We start from the raw sequence: 24,842 nt of genomic DNA on the forward strand, positions 1-24,842 counted from the left end.
CGAGTTGCTCTTTTTTTGTTTTTAATACTATTAGACTTTATGCATGTAGGGCTTTTGGGCTTTTAGGGTAGGGCATTTAGGGAGTTACTAGATTGCTAAAATAGTGGTAGAATAGGCAATTGAATGTTAAATTACGTTCAAACTTGTCAATTGATAATTATTTTGTATCTTTGCACCCAAATCAATTATGCGATAATGTTGAAGATTAAATTACTTATTATATACTTACTCTTAGTTATCTCCCAAGCAGTAGCACAGGTTACTTCTCCTAATGCTACCTATAACAATAACAATGTAGATATCACTACTGTGAATGTGGATAACTTGAGTGATGCACAAATTAAAAATTATTGGGATCGCGCTCAAGCACAAGGTTATTCATTAGACCAATTTATTGCTTTGGCTCGCAGTCGCGGTATGCAAGAAACGCAAGTAATGAAGCTTAGACAGCGCATCATGCAACTCAGGACTTCTTCTGACACTAAAAACAAATTTAAAGAGAACACAAAAACAGGTAGACGTCCAGCTGAAGGCGACGATATTTTTGGTTATACTGGCAGAGAAAACAAAGATTCTATCACTACTGAACAGAAAAAGGATTCTATCTTTGGGATGAGTTTTTTTAAGAATCCAAAGATATCTTTTACTCCTAACCTCAATATGGCAACTCCTGATAACTATCAAGTAGGTCCTGGAGATGAACTGCTTGTGGAAGTTTGGGGAGCAACAGAAGGTTCTTTTAAACAAAAAGTAGACGCTGAGGGTAATATATTTCTAAACGGTATTGGGCGTATTCACGTGGGTGGACTATCGTTCAGTGAGGTGAAAGCAAAGATTAATTCACAGCTCAAACGTATTTACTCTGGTATTTCGGCTCCTGAAGGTAGTTATGCAAAAATATATACAGGAGTAACCATCAGTCAGGTACGTACGGTAAAGGTAAATATTATAGGAGAGGTGGCAGTTCCTGGTACTTATTCACTCAGTTCGCTTTCAACAGTGCTCAACGCATTATATGCTTGTGGGGGACCTTCGGAAAGTGGTTCGTTCAGGGAAATAAACATCTTCCGTGGAGGTAAAAAAGTAGCTACTTTTGATGTGTACAATTTTCTAATAAATGGTTCAGAAAAAGGTAATATAGGGCTTAAAGACCAAGATGTGATTATTGTACCTCCATATAGAAACCGTGTATGGGTAGACGGGAAAGTAAAACGACGTGGTTTTTATGAGACTTTAGACAATGAGACGCTAGCCAACCTTATTACCTTCTTTGGAGGTTTTACATCTGATGCCTTTACCAATACTTTGGTATTGGAGCGCATTAAAGATGCTAAACGGGAAGTAAAAGAAATTTTTTTTGCTGATATTTCAAAAGTAAAAATGCAAAATGGTGACCGTCTAAATGTTCACGCTATTACTGATGAATATCATAATAGGCTTAGTATAGGCGGAGCGGTGTATCAACCTGGTGTATACGAATTTAAAGAGGGAATGACGGCTTACGATTTACTCAACAGAGCTAACGGTGTGAAAAAAGATGCGTCGCTAAATAGAGGTCTTATCTTCCGCACAGAAAACCGTGTAGATTATCAAACCCTTAGTTTTTCAGTAAAAGATCTTATAGAAAAGAAAAGTGATATTCCACTAAAAGATAATGATAGCATTCATATTTTTTATAGAGATTCTCTTCAATACAAACGTTTTGTAAAAGTAGAAGGAGCTGTAAATAAGCCTAAGGAATTACCTTTTATGGAGAATATGACAGTGGAAGATGTGATTTCGTTGGCAGGAGGGTTGGCTAATGGAGCCGATCCTTCGATGATTGAAGTATTTAGAGAAACCAACGACGGCAATTTTCAAAAACTAAGTCAAGCCTTTAAAGTATCGTCTAATCACCAATTAGAGCCTCAAGGAGACAGACTTACCTTGCAGCCTAACGATGTTATATCAGTACGCTATATAAAAGGTTTTACTCCTATGCAAACAGTAACAGTGATGGGAGAAGTCTTATATCCCGGTGTTTACAGTATTCAATCTAAGGACGAGCGTATTTCAGACCTATTGGAGCGTGTGGGTGGTTTTACTCCTTTTGCCTACAAAGAAGGTCTTACACTTGTGAGAAAAAAAACAGATGAGGGTGATATTCAACAAGAAGATTTCTTAAATGAACTTATTGAGATTGAGAACGACACAAGTAGTAGTACTTCTAATAAGACGCTGAGGAGAGTAGCAAAAAAGAGCAACGAATACCGTATAGGTCTTGATGTGAAAAAGATATTAAACCGAAAACACGGCAAATATGACCTTTTGCTTAATGAGGGAGATATGCTATTAGTCCCTTCTGAAAAGCAAACTGTGGAGATTAGAGGAGAAGTGTTAGCACCTTCTTTAGTGCGTTATGAAAAAGGAGCTTCTATACACCAATATGTTAATAGTGCGGGAGGTTTTGCCAGTAGGGCAAAGAGAAGTGCTATTTATGTGATGTATGCTAATGGGGATATAAAGGCAACGCGTACCTCGTTGTTCTTTAAAAATTACCCTAAAATAGAGCCAGGAGCTATTATCATAGTACCTTCAAAACCTGAAAAACAGCGTCTTACAACTGGTGAAACAGTGGGTATTATTTCGGCTATTACTACTATGGGGGTATTAATTTACAGTGCTTTTAAGAAATAAGTATGGAAAATAATCACAACAATACAATAAGAGAAGATGATGAAATTGATTTGCTACAGCTTATCAATAAGATTTGGAAAGCTAAAAAATCAATTGCTGTATTTACGTTGATATTTATGGTTATGGGGGTATTAGTAGCCTTATTTTCGGCTAGGGAATACACCGCTACTACTATTATGGTTCCACAAACTACTGACAGTAAATCTTCGGGAGGATTAGGAGGGCTTGCCGCTATGGCGGGGATTAATTTAGGAGGGAGTACAGCCGAAGCAATTCCGCTAACTACCTATTCCAAGATTATTGAAAGTGTTCCGTTTAAAAAGAAGTTAGCTCAAACGAAGCTTAGCTTTTCAGATATTTCTACGCCAATCACTTATGAACAGTATTGTAAGAACTACGCGAAGCCGAGTCTTTGGGGTAGTATGATGAGTGTGTTTCGTTCAAACTCTTCTGAACAGTCTATTAAGAAGCAAGACACTACTCATATTATGAGTATCAGTAGAGAAGAAAGACAAATACTTAATAGCATTAACCAAAGTATCAAACTGAATTTAAATGAAAAGGAAGGATATATTACTTTATCATATGCAATGCCTGAAGCACTTCCTGCGGCACAAATGTTACAAAGTGCACAGCAGCTATTGCAGGAAACGGTAACTGAGTTTAAATTACAAAAAGCAAAAGAAGAGTTTGATTTTGTACAACAGCGTTTTATAGAAGCTGAAAAAGATTTTAAGGCAAAGCAATACGCTGTAGCAGGGTTTCAAGACCGCAATCGAGACCTCTTTAGCAACTTACCTCAAACACGTTTGCAACAACTGCAGGCTGAGTATAATTTAGCTTTTAATGTGTATACTGAGTTAGCTAAACAGTTAGAGACAAAGCGTATCAAGATGAAAGAAGACCAGCCTATATTCACTATTGTTGAGCCTGTAAGCGTACCTAACGAACGTTCTAAACCTAAACGAATGATGATTGTTGCTATCTGGACATTTGTAGGACTCGTAATAGGAATAGGAAATGTTTTTTTTAAAGACTTCCGGAAACAGTTGAAAAATGAAGAAGCGGGTACAGGCAATTTTGCTAATGCCTAATTATAAGAACTAATGCCTAATTATATTATTTTTGATATGGACGGCGTGCTACTTGATAGTGAGCCTATGCACCAACAGATTATCTTAGAAACTTTTCAACTCAAAGGTATTCCGTTTGACCAAACCTATATTGAAACCCTCACAGGAATGTCGGCTTTCCCGATGTGGGAAAAGGTAAAGCACGACGCGCAACGCGCCGAAAGCGTAGAAGAGCTCATCCAGTTTCATCGCGATTATTTTTTCAAGCGATTGCCCGAAATACAGGTGCCTTTGGTACCTCACGTGAAAGAAGTGCTCGAAAAATTCAAAACCGAAGGCAAACACCTATCGCTCGCCTCCTCCTCAGGCCGCAAACTCATTGATATTTTTACCCAGCAAACGGGTATTGCCCCTTATTTTGAACTGATAATGAGTGGCGACGATGTGCAGTACAGCAAACCCAATCCCGAAATATTTCTAAAAGTAGCACAGTGGTATAACCTACCCCCAGCACAATTCACCGTGATAGAGGACAGCACCAACGGCGTAAAAGCCGCTAAAGTTGCTGGTATGCAGTGCATAGGTTTTCAAAATCCCCTTTCTGGCGGACAAGACCTCTCCCACGCCGACCACCTCATTCACTCAATGAAAGAACTGCTATAGCACCGCACACTTTGTCAAAGTCTTAGGACTTTGACAAAGTCTATTTTTGTTTAATTTTTTCAACCAATTTTCTTTCAATTTCTACACCTTTAGGTGTACTCCTTAAAAACTATAATTTCTATGCTTAACACCAGCAATCTCCAAATTATAGAATGCGTAATAACCGCCGATAAAGATTACTTGCAATCCTTATTAGCCATAGGTTATTACGCCCTTGCCCTCAAAACCGACCTCCTTCCTTTAACAACCGACTTAGATTTTACTGCCACTCAAACCCAAATCATCCCCTTAGAACCTGAACTTCCCTGCATCACCCAGCAAGGCAACACCATCGCCACCCTCAGCGAAGCCCATCGCGCAGGGGTACCCCGTTTCTACAGCGCCATCAAAGGTATAGGCAACTTCCTCCCCTCCGAAAAACTCCTCACCTACTTCCAAGCCCAACACATCCCCACAGGCATCAACCTTCTCGCCTTTGAAAGTGCTTATAATGAAGCTTTAGCTCTCAATTCTTAATACTTTCTCCCCAAAATAGCAATCCCTACGGCGCAATGCAGGCACTGCTTGTATTGGCAGTAGCGCTTGTATTGCTGGAGAAGGACTTGGGTGTCAAAAGCGGTGCTGGGGTTGGCTGATAGTCGCTGGAAGGCACTGATAATGTGGTTACTCTCGGCAGGGAGCGTTTGGAGGATTTCAATGAGGGACTCGCTCACGTCCTTGCCTAAACTTTGGTAATAGGCGTATTGCAACGGAATGAGCACATTGAGCCATATAAGGGTGAGAAGCGTTTGGCTAATAGGCTTTTTTACCTTTTTGGAGTCTTTGCCAAAAGTGTAATGGGTTTCCCAAAATTCAGATACGCCTACAGCAAATAGCTTTTGAACGCTCTTGAAATCGGGGGCATCAAGGAGTTGAGAGAAGAGTGCCTCGTGTGTTTCGTATAGCTGTGCGAGTTGCGAAAGTCGTATCGTGGGAAACCCCTGCGGACGCAAGCCTGTGAAGTTCAAGCGGACAGCAGGCGGGGTGAGATGGTATTTTTGCTGTAAGTAACGGTAATGTTGCAGAAGTGTTTGAGGGTAAGTGTGTTCGCTTTCAGTGAGTAGCAAGCCCGCTTGTCCTAAAAAGAGGGCTTCCAAATGCAGCGGGTGGGTGCGCTCTTTGCGGATGAGACCAAAATCTAAATCCTTGCCCAAGGTAGAAAAAGCCTCGGCGTTCGCAGTGCCTCCAAACGATTTGAGCAACATACAGAAAAGCACTTTTTCCCAATCAAAATTAGCCGCTTGCCACAGTGCATTCACTGCGGTGGCCTTTTCTTCCAATCGTTCTATGAGCAAGCGTTCATTCCACGCCAGCAGCGTGATCGCAGGCGCTTGGGCATATTGCTTTTCACACGGGATAAATTGATAATGAGAGTTTAAGGCTGTTTGGTATCGGTGTAATAATTCGGTAGGGATAAGATGCTGAAGTTCTAAAGTAGGAATAGGCTGAGAGTTCGCATCGAACACCTCTATATCGTGTTCCCACACCACGTGGAGAATTACATTGCGGTAAGCGGGGTCGTGTTCGTGACCGTGAGCATACCAAAAAGAAGATTTGAGGTGCATTTCCACATTTCCGCCCCATTGCTGTTCGCCTATTAGCAGTTTGGCACTTTGAAAGTCAGGGCCTGAGAGGGTGTTGTACTCGCCAAAGGAGAGAATTTGGAGGTTCTCTCCATTGGTAAGTGTGGTATTGAGGGGAATTTTCTTGTATTTCCAGAGGTAGTGTAAAAAATCTTCTTTCATTTAGTTTAGGTAAGAGTTAAGAGGTAAGAATTGTGTAGTAAACTTTGTCAAAGTCCTAAGACTTTGACAAAGTCTATTAGAGAGACCTTTTTCTTTTAATTTTCTTATAAATTTTGGTTTAATTTCTGCAGCTTGCTGCACTTCTATCTAAATCTTTAATTTCTTTTCGGCAAATAAAAGCAATCGGTAGTAGGCGATGGCTATGAGAATACCGAAGAACCACCCTACCAGCACATCACCTGGGAAGTGTACTCCTAAGTAAATCCTACTGTAACTCACTACCACCGACCACAATAGCAATACGGTTACAATGTAGCGAGCGTGTTTTTTGAGTAGCATACTGAAAAACACGGCAGTAGCCATCGTGCTGGCCGCGTGAGCTGAGAAAAATCCGTATTTACCACCACAAATCACCATCCGCATTTGCCCGATGAGCGTCTCGTCGTGGCAAGGACGCAAACGCTGGAATCCGTATTTGAACACATTCGCCAGCTGGTCGGTGGTGGTGATGATGAGCGCGATACACACTAATACCAGCAAAACGCGTTTCCAATGAAAGTACTTGAAACACAAATACAACAGAAAGGCATACAAGGGGATAGAGGTCAGTTTGTTAGTAATCACCAACCAATAACTATCCGCCTCGGGAGTGCCCCAAGCATTCAGATAGCACAACCATTGCTTGTCGGTTTCAATGAGGTATTCTAACATTATTTGCGTTTTTTCTTCTTAAAGGTCTGCTGAAAAGCCTCGGCAGTGCGTTGCTTTCTGCTTTCTTTTTGTCCTTTTTTGCGACTTCTACCTTCATCACCTCCGCGTTTTCTACCTTCGTCGCGCTTTCTATCCCCTTTGCGACCACCGCGATCTCTGCCTGCGCCTTTGCTGGAGAGTTCCACATTGATAAACCTACCGTCCAATTGAAAATCGTTGAAGGTGCTCATTACCAAATCGGTGAGGTCTGCCTCGGTATTGAAGAAAGAGAAGCTGTTTTTCACATCTACTTTGAAGACATCGTCGCGGCCTAAGTTGAGGGTCGCTTTGAGGAAGTCTTTTAGCGATTTCCAGTCGTAGCCATCGCGTTCGCCTATGTTGATGAAGTAGCGCACTTCGTCGCTGTTGCCACTGCTGCGACCACCTTTATCATCTTCCACCGAAAGGTTTTCGGCGTTTTTGTAATAGTTGAAGAAGCGCGTAAACTCTACCGAGAAGATTTTCTTGATGAGCTCATCGCGGTCTACGCCTTTCAATTCTTTATAGATAGCTGGTAAATAATCGTCGATAGCGGGGTTGACTTCTGTGTTTTTGAGGTTGTTAGCCAAGTGATAGAGCTGGATTTCACAGATTTCCATACCCGATGGCAAGTGTTTTTGCTCAAAAGGTTGGCCTATCATTTTTTCGATAGTTTTAATCTTTTTCACCTCGCTTTTTGGCAAAATCACCATTGAAATCCCCGATTTACCAGCACGCCCTGTACGACCACTGCGGTGGTTGTAAGTTTCAATTTCGTCGGGCAGTTGGTAGTGAATCACGTGGGTAATATCGTCTACATCAATACCGCGAGCGGCCACATCGGTAGCGACGAGCATTTGTATTTGGCGCGCGCGAAACGATTTCATCACCCAATCCCTTTGATTCTGACTCAAATCGCCGTGGAGAGCTGCGGCGTTGTAGCCGTCTTCAATGAGTTTTTCGGCCACTGCTTGGGTATCGCGCTTGGTGCGACAGAAAACGACAGAGAAAATATCGGGATTGGCATCGGCCAAACGTTTGAGAGCTTGGTATCTATGGCGACCGCTCACCACGTAGTACTCGTGTTGCACGGTGCTGGTAGCCTGGTTGCGGGTGCCCACTGTAATTTCGATAGGCTTACGCATAAACTTGCGTGCGATTTTTGCCACCTCGTTAGGCATCGTAGCCGAGAAAAGCCACGTACTCTTGTCCTGAGGCGTGTGTGAGAGGATAGCGGTAATATCCTCATAAAAGCCCATATTGAGCATCTCGTCGGCTTCGTCAAGCACGCAATAGTTGATGTGAGTAATATCCACGAACTCGCGGCGTATCATATCCTGCATACGGCCAGGGGTAGCCACGATGATTTGCGCACCTTTTTTGAGGCTACGCGCTTGTTCCTCAATGCTCGCGCCACCGTACACCGCCACCACGTTCACCTTAGGAAGGTATTTGGCGTAGTTGCGCAGTTCGGAAGCGATTTGCAAGCACAATTCGCGTGTAGGCGAAAGGATTAACCCTTGAGTCACACGGCTATCAGTATCAATAAGCTGAAGGAGAGGGAAGCCAAAAGCGGCGGTTTTACCAGTGCCCGTTTGGGCTAAAGCCACCATATCGGCGCCATTTTCTAAAAGAGTAGGAATGGCTTTTTGTTGGATTTCAGAAGGAGTTTCAAAGCCCATATCGCTGATGGCTTTGAGGATAGGTTCATCAAGACCTAATTGTTCAAATAAATTCATTAATGTAATTTGCTAATCAGCAAATTCACCGATTTGCCAATTGTTTCAGGGGACAAAGGTACAACAATATTTTCAATTGACAATAAACAATTGATAATTAACATAAGAAACTTTGCCAAAGGTCTTAGCAATAAACGCTAAGACCTTTGGCAAAGAATGATTAATATTTCTGTTTATCTTTTTACGAAAAAGGAAACAATCAATAAAATTATTGCAATGGACATTATTGCAAATCCTGCTATACGGAATCCCTTATAGAAAAACGTTTTATCTTTATCGTCTATATTTGATGTTTCGTAGGGTTTTCGGGCAAATAAGCTACTGTTATACGCTCACCTGCTTTATAATTGGTTTGCTTGCTACCACTATGGGGGCCGAAATAGGTTACACAAAAAGTATGGGCTGAATCAGTATATTTCAAGTTTATAGGAGCGTTTGAGTTAAGAACAAGAGGTTTTACGATATAAGTATCTTCTTCTACAGTATACTTATAGACTACATAAGTTCTATTATTAAAACCAACACCTCCTACACCTTGACTGCCCGATTTGATAATTTCTAATATTTCTCCTTCTGTTTTTCCTTGATATAGATTTTTGTTCTTTTCAGTAATTCTCTTGTTAATCTCAACAATAACTAAGAATACAAGAGCAAACAGGAAGAATATACCAGAGCTTAACAGCAATCCCATTTGGTTGCTCATCACTTGATTGTCGTCCATTTTTTTAATGCTTATTTATTGGGCACTAATATCCATTCGCCGGCGATGATGAGGGGTTGTGCTTGCTTGAACTTGAGTTCTTTGCGCTCGCCTGTTTGGATATTTTGAACGATTACCTTCTCGTTGCGGCCTATTTTAGGTTGCTCGCGTACAATGGTTTCGACTACCGAACGGCGCTGTGAGGCTTGTTGGCCTACTTCGCGGGCGCGTTGTGCCATCTCGTCGCTGTTGAGAGTCTCTTCCTTGTTGGTTTGATACTGCTCACGAACGCGTTGAGGCGCGTGGGCTTCCTGCACAGGAGCGTTTTGCGATGGCAATTCGGCTCTAAACAAGAAAGATACAATCTCTTTGTTCACCTTGTCGAGCATTGTTTTGAACAATTGGTAAGCCTCAAACTTGTAGATGAGCAACGGGTCTTTCTGTTCGTGTACCGCCAATTGTACTGATTGTTTGAGTTCATCCATTTGGCGGAGGTGAGTTTTCCACTCTTCATCGATGATGCCGAGGGTGATGTTCTTCTCAAAATCGCTGATGAGTTTTTTACCCTGACTTTCGTACGCCTCTTTCAGGTCGGTTACGATGTTGAGCATCTTCTCGCCGTCGGTGAAAGGCACTACGATGCGCTCGTACGTATTGTTAGGATTCTCGTACACCTCTTTAATCACAGGGAAAGCCTGAGCGGCACTGCGTTCCACTTTTTCTTGATAGTGTTTGAGTACTTCGTGATAAAGGGTGAAAGTAAGATCGTTTGCTGATTGTTTGGCAAATTCACTTTCAGAGATTTGAGTTTTGAGCGCAAAATATTTGATGAGCTCAAAAGTGAAATTCTTATAGTTGTTACCGCCTTTGTTGTTTTCAACGATGTTCTCACAAGTATCGAAAATGATGTTCGCCAAATCCACTTTGAGGCGTTGTCCTTCGAGGGCGTGGCGACGGCGGTTGTAAATTTGCTTGCGTTGCGCGTTCATCACGTCGTCGTACTCCAAGAGTCGTTTACGCATACCGAAGTTGTTTTCCTCTACTTTCTTTTGAGCGGCCTCGATGCGTTTGGTCATCATAGAGTGCTGGATTACGTCGCCTTCTTTGTGACCAAGGCTGTCCATTAGTCGGGCGATACGTTCAGAACCGAAGAGGCGCATTAGGTTATCTTCGAGCGATACGAAGAAGAGAGAGCTACCCGGGTCACCTTGACGACCAGAACGACCGCGCAACTGACGGTCGACACGGCGTGAATCGTGGCGTTCCGTACCGATGATAGCCAGACCTCCAGCGGCTTTTACTTCAGGGGTAAGCTTGATATCCGTACCACGTCCCGCCATATTGGTCGCGATAGTTACCACGCCTGCGTGTCCTGCTTCGGCTACGATTTCAGCTTCTTTTTTGTGCAACTTCGCGTTGAGGACATTGTGCTTGATCTTGCGCATTGTAAGCATACGGCTGAGGAGTTCGGACACTTCCACCGAAGTAGTACCAATGAGCACTGGGCGACCTGCCTCTGAGAGTTTTACCACCTCATCGATTACCGCGTTGTATTTCTCGCGTTTGGTTTTGTAGATGAGGTCATTTTGGTCTTTACGCGCAATAGGACGGTTGGTAGGGATTTCCATTACGTCGAGTTTGTAGATTTCCCAGAACTCACCCGCCTCGGTGATGGCCGTACCGGTCATACCCGATAACTTGCTGTACATACGGAAGTAGTTTTGCAAGGTAATGGTCGCGTACGTTTGGGTAGCAGCCTCAATTTTCACATTCTCTTTGGCTTCGATTGCTTGGTGCAAACCGTCGGAATAACGACGACCGTCCATTATACGACCTGTTTGCTCGTCGACGATGAGCACTTTGTTGTCAATTACTACGTACTCTACATCTTTTTCAAAGAGGGTATACGCTTTGAGCAATTGGTTGAGGGTGTGAATGCGTTCGCTTTTTACGCTAAAATCTTGGAAGAGTTTATCTTTTAGTTTAGCTTCTTCTTTAATAGGAAGACCTTGGTTCTCGATATTGGCGATTTCCACCCCAATATCAGGCAATACGAAGAAATCTTTATCACCATCGTAAGCAATATCGGCAAAACCTTTGTCGGTAAGCTCAATTTGATTATTTTTTTCATCAATCACGAAGTACAATTCGGCATCTACCTTAGGCATTTCGCGATTGTTGTCCTGCATATAGTAATTTTCGGTTTTTTGGAGGAGTTGTTTTACGCCTTCTTCGCTGAGGAATTTGATGAGGGCTTTGTTCTTAGGCAAGCCGCGATACACACGCAAGAGCTGGAATCCACCTTCTTTGGCATCTCCTTCGGCGATGAGTTTACGCGCATCGGCCAACACCTTAGTAAGATAAGCGCGTTGTTTGTTTACCAAATCTTCAACCAAAGGTTTGAGCTCGTTGAATTCGTGTAATTCCCCTTTAGGGGTAGGGCCAGAGATGATGAGCGGGGTACGAGCGTCGTCAATCAATACAGAGTCGACCTCATCGACAATAGCGTAGTTGTGAGCGCGTTGCACGAGGTCTTCGGGGGTGTGCGCCATATTGTCGCGCAGATAGTCGAAACCAAATTCGTTGTTAGTACCATACGTAATATCGGCGTTGTAGGCACGGCGACGCGCTTCGGAGTTCGGTTGGTGGTTGTCGATACAATCCACTCTAAGTCCGTGAAACTCGAATAAAGGTCCCATCCACGCGCTATCACGACGCGCGAGGTAGTCGTTCACAGTAACGAGGTGTACCCCATTACCTGTAAGGGCGTTGAGGTAAACTGGCAAGGTAGCCACGAGCGTTTTACCTTCCCCTGTTTGCATTTCGGCGATTTTACCTTGGTGGAGCGCAATCCCCCCGATGAGCTGTACATCGTAATGTACCATATCCCAAGTAACATCTTTACCGGCAGCGTCCCAGTGGTTTTTCCACACGGCGTTGTCCCCCTCGATAGTCACATAATCGTGAGTAGCCGAGAGTTCGCGGTCGTGCTCGGTAGCCGTAACGGTAATCGTTTCGTTATTAGCAAAACGACGAGTTGTTTCCTTCATAGTAGCGAAAGCTTCAGGCAGGATTTCGTTCAACACCTTTTCAGAAGCTTGATAAGCTTCGGCGTTGAGTTTATCTACTTCGGCGTAGAGGTCTTCTTTTGCGTCGATATCATCGGTAGCGCTGGCTTGAGTTTCGAGGTCGGCTATTTTAGCGTCGAATTCAGCGCGAGCGTCTTTAATTTTTTGTTTGAACTCAAGAGTTTTAGCACGGAGCTCATCGTTAGAGATATTTTCTAACTGAGCGCCATAAGATTTTATTTTTTCAACAATAGGTTGAATTGCTTTGAGGTCGTTTTTGGCTTTATCGCCAACGAAAATTTTAATAAGGGAATTGATAATACTCATTATAATGATTAATTATTAATGATTAATTATTAATGGTGCGAGCCGCACGGGTAATTATTTTTTTGTCAATAAATATACCAAAATAATAAACACTGTCATTTTGTCACTTTCTTTATTTGCTAATTTACTAATCTGGTAATTTTTTAATTAAAAAAAGTCTCCTCAAAGAGACTTTTTTATTTAGGTTTTTAATATTCATCTTCATTCCACAGGTAGTCTTCTTCTGACGGGTAATCAGGCCAGATTTCGTCGATAGATTCATACATATCACCTTCGTCTTCAATTTCCTGAAGGTTTTCAACCACTTCCATAGGGGCTCCTGTACGGATTGCATAATCGATAAGCTCGTCTTTGGTTGCAGGCCAAGGAGCATCACTTAAATAAGATGCGAGTTCTAACGTCCAATACATAAACTAATAGAATTTTATAAATTTCGCGCAAAAGTAATATATTTTATTGAATGTGCAAACAAAATGAGAAAAAAATGAGATTTATTTGTTAGTTGTTTGAACAATATCGCCATTTTTTAGGGTTTTGCTTACGGCACTGTAGGGTCCTGTGATAATGGTTTCGTCTTTGGATACTCCTGAGAGAATTTCGATATTTACATTGTCTTGAATGCCTGTAGTTACGGCGCGCAATTCGGCTTTGCCATCTTTGAGTACGAATATGGCTTCTTGCTTTTTGTCGGCTTCTTCCTTAGGTGTTTTGGGGTCAATTTCAGATTTCTTTTTTACAATAATGGCGCTGATAGGCACTGCTACGACGTCTTTTTTGGTTTGGGTGATAATATCGACGGTGGCTGTCATACCGGGGCGAAAAGGCGAATAACCGGCTGGCTTTCCTTCTAATAGGTCTTTGTAGGAAGATTCTTCGATGTGTATTTTTACCTTGAAGTTGGTTACTTGGTCTACACTGGTAGTGGTATTGGCGGTATTAGCGATATTGGTAACGGTGCCTTTGAACACGCGTTTGAGGTAAGCATCTACTTCTACATTCACTGAGTCGCCTACGATTATTTTTACTATATCGTTCTCATTTACATCTACTTCTACTTCCATATTATGTAGGTTCGCCACGCGCATAATCTCGGTACCGGACATTTGGATAGTACCTACTACGCGCTCGCCTAATTCTACGCTGAGCTTAGAAATGGTGCCATCGGTAGGGGAGTAGATGATGGTTTTTTTGAGGTTGTCTTGGGCTTCGGATACGCTTGCCATAGCGCTTTGCACATTAAAGCGTGCCGATTCGCGTGAGGCTTTGGCTACTTCGTAGGCTGAAACTGCTTTGTCCCAGTCGGATTTTGAGATTACGCCTTTTTCGAACAACACTTTGTTGCGTTTATAGCTTTCTTCGGCTTCTTTAAGGGTTGCGCTGGATTGTTGTAAGCTGGCGCGTACGGTTTCTAAACTGGCGGCGCTACGTTTTACTACCGATTGGTAAATATCGGGGTTGATGCGGACTAAAAGGTCGCCTTTTTTTACCATTTGTCCTTCTTTTACAGGGAGTTCTATAATTTCACCTGATACTTCAGACGACAGCTTGATTTCGAGCTCGGGCTGTATTTTTCCTGTAGCAGACACTTTTTGAGTGAGTGTTGTAGGGATTACCTTTTGAGTTTCGACATTTACGGCGTTGTTATTATCGCCAAACCAACCTGCTTTTTTGCCGATAATTAGTATAATCATCAGCAGTACAGCGGCTAAAATAATGAGAATAGTTTTTCTTTTCATAACGGTCAAGTTATTTTTCAGTTGCAAAGGTACAAACTAATTATCAAATTAGCAAATTTGGAAATTAGGTGCGAGCCGCACGGGCAAGTGCGAGGTCGTAGCACGACGGGCAGGTACGAGCCGCACAGGCAGTAAGGGGGAGATTGGTTGGAATTGTTAGGACGAGTCGGACGAGTCGGACATTTCAGACTTGTTGGAGGAACTTGGAAAACGCTGAGGGTCTTAGAAAAGCGAGCTTTTAGCTTGTGTTAGCGCAGGAAATAAAGCTAATCATCAACTTTGACAAAGGTCGTAGCACGACAGACGATTAAAAACTTTGTCAAAGTGTATACCGCTAAAAGTGACATATCAGTGGTTTCGGAAGGAAACGGAGAGGTTCGGAAGGGTGTTTTTAGGTAAGAGATGAAAGGTAAAAGGTAAAAAGGGTATGTGGAGCTTATACAAAGCTTATAGGATACTTATACGAATCTTGGACGATTGTTATACAAAGGGCGTATAAGTGATTGATTAATACCATAATGCAATAATGCTAATAATACTAAAAATAGGGTTTCGATACGAAAGAAAGAGGAATAGGTAATAGGCCTTAGTCCATAGGCACTAGGGGAAAGTGTGACAGAAAAGAGAATTGTTATATATCAAACAGACATCTATTTATCTATCACCTACAACAAAGTGTTCCCACACAATGGATTTCTTTTGGTAATAATTGCTGATAGGCAGAGAGGGACGTTTCTTTTTAAAGAAGGAAAACCTTTTGTAGAAATGCAAATGAGCCCTAATGATTTCGTATGTGAAGCGCGGTTTGCCTTGTAATAAGAAGCGGATACCTGCAATGCCATCGAGTACCATACGGATGAAAAGGGTAGGGTAGAGGCTCTTAGTGGGTAGGTTTTTGAGCAACATAAACAGGCTGTTGCGGAAGTTGAGGTAGGTTTTCTTAGGGTTAGTTGGTGTGAGCGTTGCTCCTCCTACGTGATAAACGGTGCTCTCGGCACAATAGACTACCTGCTTGCCGAGGTGATGCACCCGCCAGCACAAATCGATTTCCTCTTGATGGGCGAAGAAATCTTCGTCGAAACCACCTAATAGGTGAAATACTTCTGCGCGAATAAAAAAACACGCCCCCGATGCCCAAAAGATGGGGGAGGGTGAAGGGATGTTGTACTGACCTTTATCTTCTTCTACACGCTCAAATACTCTCCCTCTGCAATACGGGAAACCGTACTTATCGATAAAGCCTCCAGCTGCTCCTGCGTACTCAAAAAAGGAGGGACGTTTTTCATCTTTTATCTTGGGTTGTACCACAGCAATGCGCTCGTCTTCAAAAAGGTGTAGGATGGGAGTGAGCCAGTCTTCGGTTACTCGAACATCGGAGTTGAGCAGACAGTAGACATCAGCTTCAATTTGTTGCAAAGCGCGGTTGTAGCCTCCTGCATAACCGCTGTTAGTAGGGTTTTCTATGATTGTTACTTCGGGGAAGTGTGAGCGCAGGAAAGCGACGGAATCGTCGGTAGAAGCATTGTCTACCACATAGATTTGTGCTTCTGGAGAACAGTGCACTACCGAGGGGAGGAATTGTTGTAACAGCGTTTTGCCGTTCCAGTTGAGTATTACGATGGCGAGAGTCATAGAGTGAGGTTGTTATAATGAGGAAGGTCTGTTAAGAATATATATTTGTATTGGTTATAGTCCATTTGGCAATAATAATGATTTATACCGTTGGTAACCATTAGGTATTGAGCGTTAAGGCTGAGGTTATAGCGTGCAATCTGGTCGAATGTTTGTTGGGTGATGGTCACGTTGGGCGCTTTGCATTCCACTACCAAGAGCACTATTCCTTTTTTGGAATAGACTACCACATCGTAACGCTTAGTGAGTCCGTTTACAGAGAGCTTTTTCTCGACATTGATAAGCGATTTTGGATAACCTTTTTCTTCTATGAGGAAATGTACTACGTGCTGGCGCACCCATTCTTCGGGTTGTAGTACCACATACTTGCGACGAATGGGATCGAATATCCACAGCTTATCGTCAGCTTTTTTGAGGCGAAAAGGGTAGTTTTTAAAATTTAGAGCTTCCATACTGCAAAAGTACAATAATTTTTGTATTTTTGCATTATGAATGAAGTAAAAAGCATCGTAGCTAACATAAAAAAAGAAATTATAGTCCCTATTTACTTTTTGATGGGGGAAGAGCCTTATTTCATAGATGTGGTCTCTGATTACATTGAAGAGCACGTATTACAAGAAGACCAAAAGGGATTTGACCAGATAGTGCTCTATGGTCAAGATGTGAGTGTGCCCGCTATTATTGATTATGCACGCAGGTTCCCGATGATGAGCGATTACCAAGTGATTATCGTAAAAGAGGCGCAAAACCTCAAAAGCACTATCGACCAACTTGTGCCTTATGTTGAGAACCCTACGCCTACGACCGTACTGGTGTTTTGTTACAAATACGAAAAGTTAGACGCTCGCAAGAAATTGCTGAAAACCTTGCAGAAGAATAAGGATTGCGTGCTCTTAGATAGTAAAAAACTCTACGAGAATCAGATAGTTACGTGGTTACCCGATGTGTTGAAGAAGAAACATCTCAGTATTCAGCCTAAAGCGGTACAAATGTTAGTAGATTTCTTGGGTACCGACCTGAGTAGGATACAAAACGAGGTAAACAAATTGGCGCTCATCGTCCCCAAAAATACAGAAGTAACGCCTGATATTATAGAGAAGAACATAGGGATTAGCAAGGAGTTCAACAACTATGAGCTCAAGAGCGCCATAGCCACAAAAGATACTTATAAGGTAACGCGTATTCTCAAACACTTCGCCGATAATCCTAAAGATAACCCTTTAGTAGTTACCCTTTTTGTGCTCTACGGGTATTTTCAACAGCTCTTAGGCTACCACGGTCTCACTGATCAAAGTGATAAGAACGTAATGGCTACCTTGAAAGTGCCTATTTTTGGTATCAAAGACCTGCGTTCAGGAGCGCAACACTACCCGATGAAGCGTGTGAGTGCCATCATAGCTACCTTGCGCGAAATAGACTTAAAGAGCAAAGGCTTAGGAGCTACTAATAATCTCACAGAAGCTGATCTTCGCAAAGAACTTATCATAATGCTTAATGCTCAATGATAAATGATCACTACAAGCCACAAGGTAATTTAAAAGTGTAAGTTACATAATAAGAAAGGCTATTGAACAGATTAGAATGTTCAATAGCCTTTCTTAATAGCCTGCCACGCTGTGGCTACCAACGAATGATGGCACTTGCCCAAGTAAAGCCACTACCAAAGGCAGCGAGCACTACGATGTCGCCGTCCTTGATTTTGCCTTGTTGTACAGCTTCAGTAAGAGCGATAGGCACTGAAGCTGCGGTGGTATTACCGTACTTCATTATGTTGTTAAATACCTGGTCGTCGGTGAGTTTGAACTGGTGTTGTACGAATTGAGAGATGCGCAAGTTCGCTTGGTGAGGTACCAGCATATTGATATCCTCGCGTGAGAGTCCGTTAGTTTTGAGTCCTTCTTCTATCACTTCAGCAAAGCGCACTACGGCATTTTTGAATACAAACTGACCGTTCATATTGGGGTAATAGCTCACATCATCGGGGTCGTTTTCAGCTAAGATTTGAGGCACCCATTTGGTACCCACCCCAGGAGCGATCATCGCCAATTGTTCGGCGTGTTCCCCTTGACTGTGCAAATGCGTAGAGAGGATACCGCGCTCAGGGTCATCGGAGCGTGAAACTACCGCCGCTCCCGCCCCATCGCCGAAGAGCACCGCCATATTGCGACCGCGGGTGGTCATATCCAAGGCAGGTGATTGTGTTTCGGCACCTATCACGAGGATATTCTTGTACATACCCGTTTTGATGTACTGGTCGGCTACCGAGAGGGCATAGATAAACCCAGAGCATTGGTTGCGAATGTCGAGCGCCCCGATGTGAGGCAAGCCCAATTCCTTTTGCACTAGCACCCCACAGCCAGGAAAGTAAAAATCCGGACTTAGGGTAGCGAACACGATAAAATCGATGTCATTTTTATCAATTTGAGCCGCTTCAATGGCTTTGAGGCTCGCTTTCACCCCCATAGAGGTAGTGGTATCACCGCCTTTGAGAGCATGACGACGCTCTTTGATACCCGTGCGCTCTTGAATCCATTCGTCGCTGGTATCCATTAGTTTGGAGAGGTCGTCATTAGTAACTACATTATCAGGGACGTAAAAGCCTAATCCCTTAATTCTTGAACGATACATATTTTTAGTGTTTAGTTTTTTTTAGGCCTTAGGCAACAGGCCATAGGCCTTAGGTGTTATAACTATTCTGAGGCATAAGACCTATGCTATATATACACTTCCAACAAATCCATTCCTTTGGTTTTTACCTCTAATTTGTGGCAAGAGGCAGGGAACAAGATGGTTTCACCTTGCTTGATAGGCAATTCAGTCGTACCATCGCTGAGGGTACCTTCGCCTTTTACACACATATAGATATGGAACGAATCGTCTTGAGAGAGTTGTTTTTCATAACCTGCAGGAAGCGGCAACAAGTTGGTGATAAAGTAAGGGCAGTTCACCACTTTGTTCACAGTGTTCGTATCTTTGCTGTACGCCACTTTGAAGTCGTCTTTTTTCTCGTAATCAATAGCATCGAGAGCGAGTTCAGTGTGGAGTTCGCGCAAATTGCCATTTTTATCACGACGGTTGAAGTCGTACACGCGGTAGGTTATATTGCTGGTTTGCTGGATTTCGGCAATGATAATCCCCTTGCCGATGGCGTGTACCTTGCCCGTATTGATAAAGAACGTATCACCATCGTGCACTTGCTCATAGTTGAGAATTTCGGTGAGTGTTCCGTTGTTGAGGTGTTGCTGGTATTCTTCTTTGGTTACTGTTTTGTTAAAACCAACGATCAATTCAGCACCCTCATCGGCGTGGAGCACGTACCACATTTCGGTTTTGCCAAAAGAGTTGTGGCGTTCTTTTGCGAGTTTGTCGTTAGGGTGTACCTGGATGGATAGGTCTTCGCGCGCATCTATGAACTTGATGAGGATAGGGAAATCACGACCAAAGCGTTCGTGAACGTGTTTGCCTAACAACTCATTAGGGTACAAGTCAATAAGTTCTTGCAAACTCTTGCCTTCGAGAGCCCCATTTGCCACTACCGAGATGTCGCCAGGCACGCCCGATACTTCCCAGCTTTCGCCCGTAATATCGCTTTCGATAGGCTTGTTAAACAAAGTTTTCAATTTCGTACCTCCCCAGATACGTTCTTTTAAGATGGGTTTAAATTTAATTGGATACATTTTTCTTAAGTTTGTTTAGTTAAACACGGCAAAGGTACGGATAATTTGTCAATTAGCAAATTTGGTCAAACACACAAAATTTTATTTTTAATAAAGTGTGGCTCGCCACAGAAATTTGCAGAAAATTAGTTACAGAATTAAAAGAAAATTAGTAGCTTCGCTACTTCAAAAGGCGAAGCCTTTATTTTTGTTTAATTTTCTTATACATTTTTGTTTAATTTCTATAGCTTTAGCTATACTTCGTTGATCTTTTTAAATTTCTTACACTTGAGCTTTCTTATATTGTAGATTTCTAAAATATAGCATAAAAATATAAGCTGGAACAGCTATGACGGCTGAGATCCCTACAGCTAATGTAAATAACATCATCAATCCGTAAACGATAAACACGGCGACATCGGTGTTAAGAAAATAGTTTTTGCTTTTGATCTTGAATATTGAGGGAATAACAATATAGAGCAACAGAGGGCCAAAGACTACAATGGTACAAATGGCAAGAGGTATCACGTCGCCTTTGCGCAAGAAGTCAAAAAACAGTAGGAAAGGCACTGCAAAAGCAGCGACAAGGGCTTGCAATCCTTCTAATGAAAAAGAGGGTATTACCTCCATTCCAGGTTTGATAATCATATAGTTGAAGACATTCATAGAGCAAACCATTACTATATAGCATATTAGGACTATATAGACGTTATGTGATATATTTTTAATCATAGTTCATTTGCTAATTTGCTAATTTTTACATTTGCTAATTACACCACCTCTCCCATTTCCAAAAACACTACATTTCCATAGCCTTGTGTCTCACAAAAGGTTTTTACACGTTCAGTACAAAGCAACAGATTTGAGTTAGTTAGGGTAAAGAAATCATAGCTTTCTATAGCTTCAGCACTGAAAAAGAGACCTTTCCCTTCTTCACGAGGGGTGAGGATATCTCCTTTGAAATCGGCAACACCTATGAGCTCCTCAATACCTCTCTCACTCCTTACAATAGTACTCTCTGGCAAGCAGTCAAAGTAAACAGGCGAATAAAAGGCGGTTAGAGGTATTTCTTCTTGTGGTAGCCAGCGCAGGCGTTTAGGGTTCTTAGCTTTTAATTCTTGCTGTGTTTTATTAATGCGCAAAGGCACTCCTTCCAAGCTCTTAAAATGCTTTTGAAGTGTTTCAAAAACAGAAATTTTAGCTACTTTTATTCCAACACAACCTACGAAATCGCCTATCTTTTTACCTCCACTATAAAAACTATCCCACCACACATCAAGCTCCTTTACTTTTCTTACTGATTGTGTATTGCTGGGACGCAAACAAGCAAAACCTGAATTATAGGCTGTAATATCTGTAATTTTATAGAGTTTCATTGTTGCTAATTGTTAATTGTCAATTGTGTTTATACACTTCCTCAAACGGCAATCTAAACCGCTCTCCCCAGATACCGCGCTCTTCACGCAAGCCACAGGTGATGACCATATTCACCTCTGCTCTGCAAGGCAAGTGTAACAACTTCTTAATGCGGCGGCTGTCAAAGCCTTCTAACGGACAAGTATCGTAACCCTCCTCAGCCATTGCGAGCATAAAGGTTTGCGCCACGAGCGCACAGCTCTTGTGTACACTTACACGTATATCGCTTTCAGAAAGCTGTTGCATCATAGGACGAAACCAACTTACCACACTGCCAAACGCCTTGCGAAACAAGCCCAACAAACCAAAAAATCGGCTATACACAAAGGGCATTAGTTTGCCATAATAAGCCTCCTTGTCCTTAATGCGTTTAGCTTGTCGTTCAGGTGGACTATTGCGCTGCACATTCCCCCTTTCAAACTCCAAGATAGCACGAGCGTGAGCGCGGTGCTTGTCTTGGCGGGTTACGAACACTACCATTTGCTGAGCCGTTGTAGCTGTGCGCTGGTCGAGGCAAGCGTGAGCCAATTTTTCGAGTGTAGCCTTATCAGTGATATGGTACAACTCGTACAGTTGCATATTCGAACTCGTAGGAGCCAAGGTTGCGAGTTTGAGGCATTCGCGCACCTTTTCTTCACTAATGGGTGTAGGGGCGTAATAACGCACCGCCCTACGGAAATTTAAAATATCTTGTAACATTTAGTCGTTAGTTTTTTAGTCATTAGTCGCTAGAAAGGTACTGTAAAGCATATCGCTATTATAGCAGGCAGTGCTTGTGCAAAAAATATCTTCTTAGAAGCAGTCAAGGCGCCATAAATACCTGCTACGGCTACACACCCCAAGAAAAACAAACGCACGTAAACGCTCCACATAGGGTCGCTAATGCAGAAACTCCACACGAGTCCCGCTACCAAAAAACCATTGTACAACCCTTGATTAGCCGCCAAAGTCTTCGTCTCAGCAAATAAATGTTCAGGTAGCGACTTAAAAAATGCCTTACCACGTGTCTCCCAAGCAAACATCTCCATATACAAGATGTACAAATGCTCCACTGCTACTAAAATAGTAAAAATAATTCCTAACATATTTACTTACAAATTAATTAGTGTAATTATCTGTCGTATTACACGACTTTTGAAGTACAAAGGTACAACTTTTTCCTGATATAATAACAATATCTCTTTCATCTCATTTTTTACTCATATATCAGCTATCACTGTTTTTACCTTTTATCTCTTACCTTTTACCTAAAAAACAAAGAGAGACCACCTCCTTAGCAGTCTCTCTTTGAATTATTAAATAAAATAATAACCTATGAAAACATTTCTTTTACTTTCTCAAAAAACGATTTGTCATTCTTGTCCGGCTTAGGAGTAAAGTTCTCGTCGTCTTGCATTTCCTTAAAAAATGCTTTTTGCTTGTCTGTGAGTTTTTTAGGTGTCCATACATTCACGTGAATGATAAGGTCTCCCGTCGTTCTGCCTTGCAAATTCGGTACACCTTTGCCACGCAAGCGCAATATCTTGCCCGACTGTATTCCCTCTTCCAATTTAATACGCACTTTGCCTGTAACCGTCTCAATCTCCTTACTAACCCCCAAAACGGCTTCAGGGAAGCTGATATAAAGGTCATAGTGCAAATTGTCGCCTTCGCGTTTTAAAGTCTCGTGCTCTTGTTCTTCAATCAGCACAAGCAAATCTCCCGCTACACTATTCTTGGTCGGCGCCTCATTACCCTTGTTATTTATCTTTAACTGAATACCATCCATCACCCCTGCCGGAATTGTGATAGGTATAGTTTCCTCTACAGTCTTTAACCCTTGTGAATCGCTCTCTGCTCCACGTTTGTCAATCACTTCGCCCGAGCCTCCACAAGCAGTACAAGTAGTAGCCGTTTGCATTACACCCAGCATCGTATTCACTTGGCGCACTATTTGCCCACGCCCGTGACAAGTAGGACAAGTTTTATAGGTAGTATCTTCAGCTTTCACCTTTCGGCGTACTTTTACTTTCTTCTCAGTACCTTTTACAATATCCTCAAGCGTAACTTTCACCCGTATACGCAAGTTTTCTCCTTTTACGTACACTTGTTGCTGACTGCTTCCTTCAAAACCACTAAAACCACTGAACCCTGAGAAATGCCCACCAAAAATATCTCCAAACTGGCTGAATATATCATCCATCGAAAAGCCTCCGCCACCCATACCTCCTTCAAAGGCAGCGTGACCAAAGCGGTCATACTGGGCGCGTTTGTTCTCATCGCTTAGCACCTCATAGGCTTCAGCTGCCAATTTAAAGTTCTCTTCAGCCTCTTTATCCCCCGGGTTCTTGTCCGGGTGATATTTCAAAGCTTGTTTGCGGTAAGCTTTTTTTATTTCCGCAGTCGTCGCTGTCTTCTGTACTTCTAATATTTCGTAGTAATCTCTCTTCATCCTCTTCTCCTTATTGTGCCACTACTACTTTAGGGAAACGTATTATTTTATCACCCAACTTGTAGCCCGTTTGCACTACATCTACTATCTTACCCTTGTATTCAGGCGTAGCAGCAGGAATTTGAGTAATCGCATCGTGGATTTCACTGTCAAAAACATCGTTAGGAGCAACCTCCATTCTCTCTAATCCCTTTGATTTCAGTGTGTTTACTAACTTGTTATAGATGAGCTCTACCCCTTTAAGAGTCTTCTCATCACCCGATTTTGCCAATTCCACCAAAGCACGATCAAAATCATCTACAATAGGCAACATAGCTGACAAAATGTCTTGTCCAGCCGTTTTAAGAAGTTCCGCACGTTCTTTAGCAGTCCGTTTTCTATAGTTTTCAAACTCAGCAAACAAACGCAAATACCTATCTCTTTCTTTGGTAAAATATTCCTCTGGAACTTCACGTTTCCCAGTAGGGGCTTCCACATCCTCAGCTTCTCCATTATTAACTGAGTCCTCTTTTTCTATAGGAAGTTCCTCATCAGCAATATCTTCAAGCTCTTCAGGTATTTCTACCTCAGCATCAGTAGTTTCTCCTTCAGCTTCATTCTCAGGAAATTCATCCACTTGCTCTATATCTTCAGTAGGAGTCTCCTCCGCTATATCTCGTTCAAGTTCTAAGTCTTCTTTTTTAATATCTTTAGTAGCCATAATGATTCATTTTTAATTCTATTTCGTTAGTCGGTAGCAAATAATTTGCCAAAACCTAAAAAGGTGACAATTTGACAGAAAAGCCTAATTAACGTCGCTATAGCTCCCTCTTTTCCCGTCACTACACTCCCCCTTTAGAGGTTGTCCGCGAGAGCAGAGTATGTGAATAGGAGGATATTAATCTCACTTTTGCATCACATTTCCTCCCTTGAGGTGTATCACATTTCCCCCCTTGAGGGGGGCAGGGGGGATGTTTTTTCAGAGGATATATTTTTTTTCCGTCCCTACATTCCCCCTCGGAGAGGGGGTTAGGGGGAGGTTTCTGCATATTTTCTCACTTTCCAAATTTTCTAATTCTCTAATTTCTTCCCCGCCTGTACGACTCGCACTTCCCCCTTGAGGGAAGTCCGAGAGAGCGGAGTATGTGAATAGGAGGAGGTTTATACAATATTAAAAAGATGCTTATACAACAATAATGACCGTCACAACCCTATTGCCTCTAATTTTCCACC

22 protein-coding genes are annotated in these 24,842 nt (G+C 42.4%); 5 read left to right on the forward strand and 17 right to left on the reverse strand.

Annotated elements, in window-relative coordinates:
• The first annotated feature begins 195 nt into the window (after positions 1–195).
• The 4 genes from RCZ04_RS07825 to RCZ04_RS07840 all read left to right on the forward strand — a co-directional run bounded on the left by RCZ04_RS07825 (position 196) and on the right by RCZ04_RS07840 (position 4,928).
• Positions 196–2,676 (forward strand): polysaccharide biosynthesis/export family protein, encoded by a 2,481-nt coding sequence (locus tag RCZ04_RS07825; RefSeq protein WP_460485488.1) that lies wholly within the window; start codon positions 196–198, stop codon positions 2,674–2,676.
• A 2-nt stretch (positions 2,677–2,678) separates the two neighbouring features.
• Complete coding sequence (locus RCZ04_RS07830; RefSeq protein ID WP_460485489.1) at positions 2,679–3,770, forward strand: GumC domain-containing protein; 1,092 nt, start codon at positions 2,679–2,681, stop codon at positions 3,768–3,770.
• Between the two features lie 12 nt (positions 3,771–3,782).
• Positions 3,783–4,412: an HAD family hydrolase gene (locus RCZ04_RS07835; RefSeq protein WP_460485490.1), complete on the forward strand. Its 630-nt coding sequence runs from the start codon at positions 3,783–3,785 to the stop codon at positions 4,410–4,412.
• Positions 4,413–4,532: 120 nt separating this feature from the next.
• Positions 4,533–4,928: a pyruvate carboxyltransferase gene (locus RCZ04_RS07840; RefSeq protein ID WP_460485491.1), complete on the forward strand. Its 396-nt coding sequence runs from the start codon at positions 4,533–4,535 to the stop codon at positions 4,926–4,928.
• On the opposite strand, the gene RCZ04_RS07845 is transcribed toward RCZ04_RS07840, so the two are convergent.
• The 9 genes from RCZ04_RS07845 to RCZ04_RS07885 all read right to left on the reverse strand — a co-directional run bounded on the left by RCZ04_RS07845 (position 4,925) and on the right by RCZ04_RS07885 (position 16,579).
• Positions 4,925–6,196: a DUF2851 family protein gene (locus RCZ04_RS07845; RefSeq protein WP_460485492.1), complete on the reverse strand. Its 1,272-nt coding sequence runs from the start codon at positions 6,194–6,196 to the stop codon at positions 4,925–4,927. The genes RCZ04_RS07840 and RCZ04_RS07845 overlap by 4 nt on opposite strands.
• Before the next feature lie 147 nt (positions 6,197–6,343).
• The gene (locus RCZ04_RS07850; protein WP_460485493.1) at positions 6,344–6,907 is read right to left on the reverse strand and encodes a phosphatase PAP2 family protein; all 564 of its coding nucleotides are present in this window, start codon (positions 6,905–6,907) and stop codon (positions 6,344–6,346) included.
• Positions 6,907–8,664 carry a DEAD/DEAH box helicase gene (locus tag RCZ04_RS07855; RefSeq protein ID WP_460485494.1) on the reverse strand — a complete coding sequence of 586 codons (1,758 nt, stop codon included), beginning with the start codon at positions 8,662–8,664 and terminating at the stop codon, positions 6,907–6,909. Before RCZ04_RS07855 ends, RCZ04_RS07850 begins: the two co-directional genes overlap by 1 nt.
• Positions 8,665–8,944: 280 nt before the next feature.
• On the reverse strand, positions 8,945–9,385 hold the full coding sequence (locus tag RCZ04_RS07860; RefSeq protein WP_460485495.1) for a DUF3592 domain-containing protein: 441 nt from the start codon (positions 9,383–9,385) through the stop codon (positions 8,945–8,947).
• Positions 9,386–9,396: 11 nt separating this feature from the next.
• Positions 9,397–12,759, reverse strand: a complete 3,363-nt coding sequence (gene secA, locus RCZ04_RS07865; RefSeq protein WP_460485496.1) for a preprotein translocase subunit SecA — start codon at positions 12,757–12,759, stop codon at positions 9,397–9,399.
• 188 nt (positions 12,760–12,947) lie between these two features.
• Positions 12,948–13,169: a DUF2795 domain-containing protein gene (locus tag RCZ04_RS07870; protein ID WP_002673751.1), complete on the reverse strand. Its 222-nt coding sequence runs from the start codon at positions 13,167–13,169 to the stop codon at positions 12,948–12,950.
• An 81-nt stretch (positions 13,170–13,250) separates the two neighbouring features.
• Positions 13,251–14,495 carry an efflux RND transporter periplasmic adaptor subunit gene (locus RCZ04_RS07875; RefSeq protein ID WP_460485497.1) on the reverse strand — a complete coding sequence of 415 codons (1,245 nt, stop codon included), beginning with the start codon at positions 14,493–14,495 and terminating at the stop codon, positions 13,251–13,253.
• A 654-nt stretch (positions 14,496–15,149) separates the two neighbouring features.
• Positions 15,150–16,127, reverse strand: a complete 978-nt coding sequence (locus RCZ04_RS07880) for a glycosyltransferase family 2 protein (protein WP_460485498.1) — start codon at positions 16,125–16,127, stop codon at positions 15,150–15,152.
• Positions 16,124–16,579 (reverse strand): type I restriction enzyme HsdR N-terminal domain-containing protein, encoded by a 456-nt coding sequence (locus RCZ04_RS07885; protein WP_460485499.1) that lies wholly within the window; start codon positions 16,577–16,579, stop codon positions 16,124–16,126. The genes RCZ04_RS07880 and RCZ04_RS07885 overlap by 4 nt, the downstream gene beginning before the upstream one ends.
• Positions 16,580–16,615: 36 nt before the next feature.
• On the opposite strand from RCZ04_RS07885, the gene holA reads away from it, so the two are divergent.
• Positions 16,616–17,632 (forward strand): DNA polymerase III subunit delta, encoded by a 1,017-nt coding sequence (gene holA, locus RCZ04_RS07890; protein ID WP_460485500.1) that lies wholly within the window; start codon positions 16,616–16,618, stop codon positions 17,630–17,632.
• Positions 17,633–17,747: 115 nt separating this feature from the next.
• Here the strand turns inward: holA and RCZ04_RS07895 are convergent, their stop codons facing one another.
• The 8 genes from RCZ04_RS07895 to RCZ04_RS07930 all read right to left on the reverse strand — a co-directional run bounded on the left by RCZ04_RS07895 (position 17,748) and on the right by RCZ04_RS07930 (position 24,330).
• Positions 17,748–18,755: a beta-ketoacyl-ACP synthase III gene (locus RCZ04_RS07895; protein WP_460485501.1), complete on the reverse strand. Its 1,008-nt coding sequence runs from the start codon at positions 18,753–18,755 to the stop codon at positions 17,748–17,750.
• An 86-nt stretch (positions 18,756–18,841) separates the two neighbouring features.
• On the reverse strand, positions 18,842–19,804 hold the full coding sequence (locus RCZ04_RS07900) for a class I mannose-6-phosphate isomerase (protein ID WP_460485502.1): 963 nt from the start codon (positions 19,802–19,804) through the stop codon (positions 18,842–18,844).
• 261 nt (positions 19,805–20,065) lie between these two features.
• Positions 20,066–20,449 carry a hypothetical protein gene (locus tag RCZ04_RS07905; RefSeq protein ID WP_460485503.1) on the reverse strand — a complete coding sequence of 128 codons (384 nt, stop codon included), beginning with the start codon at positions 20,447–20,449 and terminating at the stop codon, positions 20,066–20,068.
• Between the two features lie 104 nt (positions 20,450–20,553).
• A complete protein-coding gene (locus tag RCZ04_RS07910; RefSeq protein WP_460485504.1) occupies positions 20,554–21,159 on the reverse strand; it encodes a hypothetical protein in 606 nt (201 codons plus the stop codon).
• A gap of 19 nt (positions 21,160–21,178) precedes the next feature.
• On the reverse strand, positions 21,179–21,898 hold the full coding sequence (locus RCZ04_RS07915; RefSeq protein WP_460485505.1) for a nitroreductase family protein: 720 nt from the start codon (positions 21,896–21,898) through the stop codon (positions 21,179–21,181).
• 29 nt (positions 21,899–21,927) lie between these two features.
• Positions 21,928–22,284 (reverse strand): DUF1304 domain-containing protein, encoded by a 357-nt coding sequence (locus tag RCZ04_RS07920; protein ID WP_460485506.1) that lies wholly within the window; start codon positions 22,282–22,284, stop codon positions 21,928–21,930.
• 227 nt (positions 22,285–22,511) lie between these two features.
• Positions 22,512–23,630: a molecular chaperone DnaJ gene (gene dnaJ, locus RCZ04_RS07925; RefSeq protein WP_460485507.1), complete on the reverse strand. Its 1,119-nt coding sequence runs from the start codon at positions 23,628–23,630 to the stop codon at positions 22,512–22,514.
• Positions 23,631–23,640: 10 nt separating this feature from the next.
• The gene (locus RCZ04_RS07930) at positions 23,641–24,330 is read right to left on the reverse strand and encodes a nucleotide exchange factor GrpE (RefSeq protein WP_460485508.1); all 690 of its coding nucleotides are present in this window, start codon (positions 24,328–24,330) and stop codon (positions 23,641–23,643) included.
• Positions 24,331–24,842: the final 512 nt, after the last annotated feature.

This window comes from Capnocytophaga sp. HP1101, assembly GCF_054772415.1.

Bases quoted from the DNA above. Each gene is read 5' to 3' on its own strand.
- RCZ04_RS07825 (WP_460485488.1), top strand. From the start codon at position 196: ATGTTGAAGATTAAATTACTTATTATATACTTACTCTTAGTTATCTCC.
- RCZ04_RS07830 (WP_460485489.1), top strand. From the start codon at position 2,679: ATGGAAAATAATCACAACAATACAATAAGAGAAGATGATGAAATTGAT.
- RCZ04_RS07835 (WP_460485490.1), top strand. From the start codon at position 3,783: ATGCCTAATTATATTATTTTTGATATGGACGGCGTGCTACTTGATAGT.
- RCZ04_RS07840 (WP_460485491.1), top strand. From the start codon at position 4,533: ATGCTTAACACCAGCAATCTCCAAATTATAGAATGCGTAATAACCGCC.
- RCZ04_RS07845 (WP_460485492.1), bottom strand. From the start codon at position 6,196: ATGAAAGAAGATTTTTTACACTACCTCTGGAAATACAAGAAAATTCCC.
- RCZ04_RS07850 (WP_460485493.1), bottom strand. From the start codon at position 6,907: ATGTTAGAATACCTCATTGAAACCGACAAGCAATGGTTGTGCTATCTG.
- RCZ04_RS07855 (WP_460485494.1), bottom strand. From the start codon at position 8,664: ATGAATTTATTTGAACAATTAGGTCTTGATGAACCTATCCTCAAAGCC.
- RCZ04_RS07860 (WP_460485495.1), bottom strand. From the start codon at position 9,385: ATGGACGACAATCAAGTGATGAGCAACCAAATGGGATTGCTGTTAAGC.
- secA (WP_460485496.1), bottom strand. From the start codon at position 12,759: ATGAGTATTATCAATTCCCTTATTAAAATTTTCGTTGGCGATAAAGCC.
- RCZ04_RS07870 (WP_002673751.1), bottom strand. From the start codon at position 13,169: ATGTATTGGACGTTAGAACTCGCATCTTATTTAAGTGATGCTCCTTGG.
- RCZ04_RS07875 (WP_460485497.1), bottom strand. From the start codon at position 14,495: ATGAAAAGAAAAACTATTCTCATTATTTTAGCCGCTGTACTGCTGATG.
- RCZ04_RS07880 (WP_460485498.1), bottom strand. From the start codon at position 16,127: ATGACTCTCGCCATCGTAATACTCAACTGGAACGGCAAAACGCTGTTA.
- RCZ04_RS07885 (WP_460485499.1), bottom strand. From the start codon at position 16,579: ATGGAAGCTCTAAATTTTAAAAACTACCCTTTTCGCCTCAAAAAAGCT.
- holA (WP_460485500.1), top strand. From the start codon at position 16,616: ATGAATGAAGTAAAAAGCATCGTAGCTAACATAAAAAAAGAAATTATA.
- RCZ04_RS07895 (WP_460485501.1), bottom strand. From the start codon at position 18,755: ATGTATCGTTCAAGAATTAAGGGATTAGGCTTTTACGTCCCTGATAAT.
- RCZ04_RS07900 (WP_460485502.1), bottom strand. From the start codon at position 19,804: ATGTATCCAATTAAATTTAAACCCATCTTAAAAGAACGTATCTGGGGA.
- RCZ04_RS07905 (WP_460485503.1), bottom strand. From the start codon at position 20,449: ATGAATGTCTTCAACTATATGATTATCAAACCTGGAATGGAGGTAATA.
- RCZ04_RS07910 (WP_460485504.1), bottom strand. From the start codon at position 21,159: ATGAAACTCTATAAAATTACAGATATTACAGCCTATAATTCAGGTTTT.
- RCZ04_RS07915 (WP_460485505.1), bottom strand. From the start codon at position 21,898: ATGTTACAAGATATTTTAAATTTCCGTAGGGCGGTGCGTTATTACGCC.
- RCZ04_RS07920 (WP_460485506.1), bottom strand. From the start codon at position 22,284: ATGTTAGGAATTATTTTTACTATTTTAGTAGCAGTGGAGCATTTGTAC.
- dnaJ (WP_460485507.1), bottom strand. From the start codon at position 23,630: ATGAAGAGAGATTACTACGAAATATTAGAAGTACAGAAGACAGCGACG.
- RCZ04_RS07930 (WP_460485508.1), bottom strand. From the start codon at position 24,330: ATGGCTACTAAAGATATTAAAAAAGAAGACTTAGAACTTGAACGAGAT.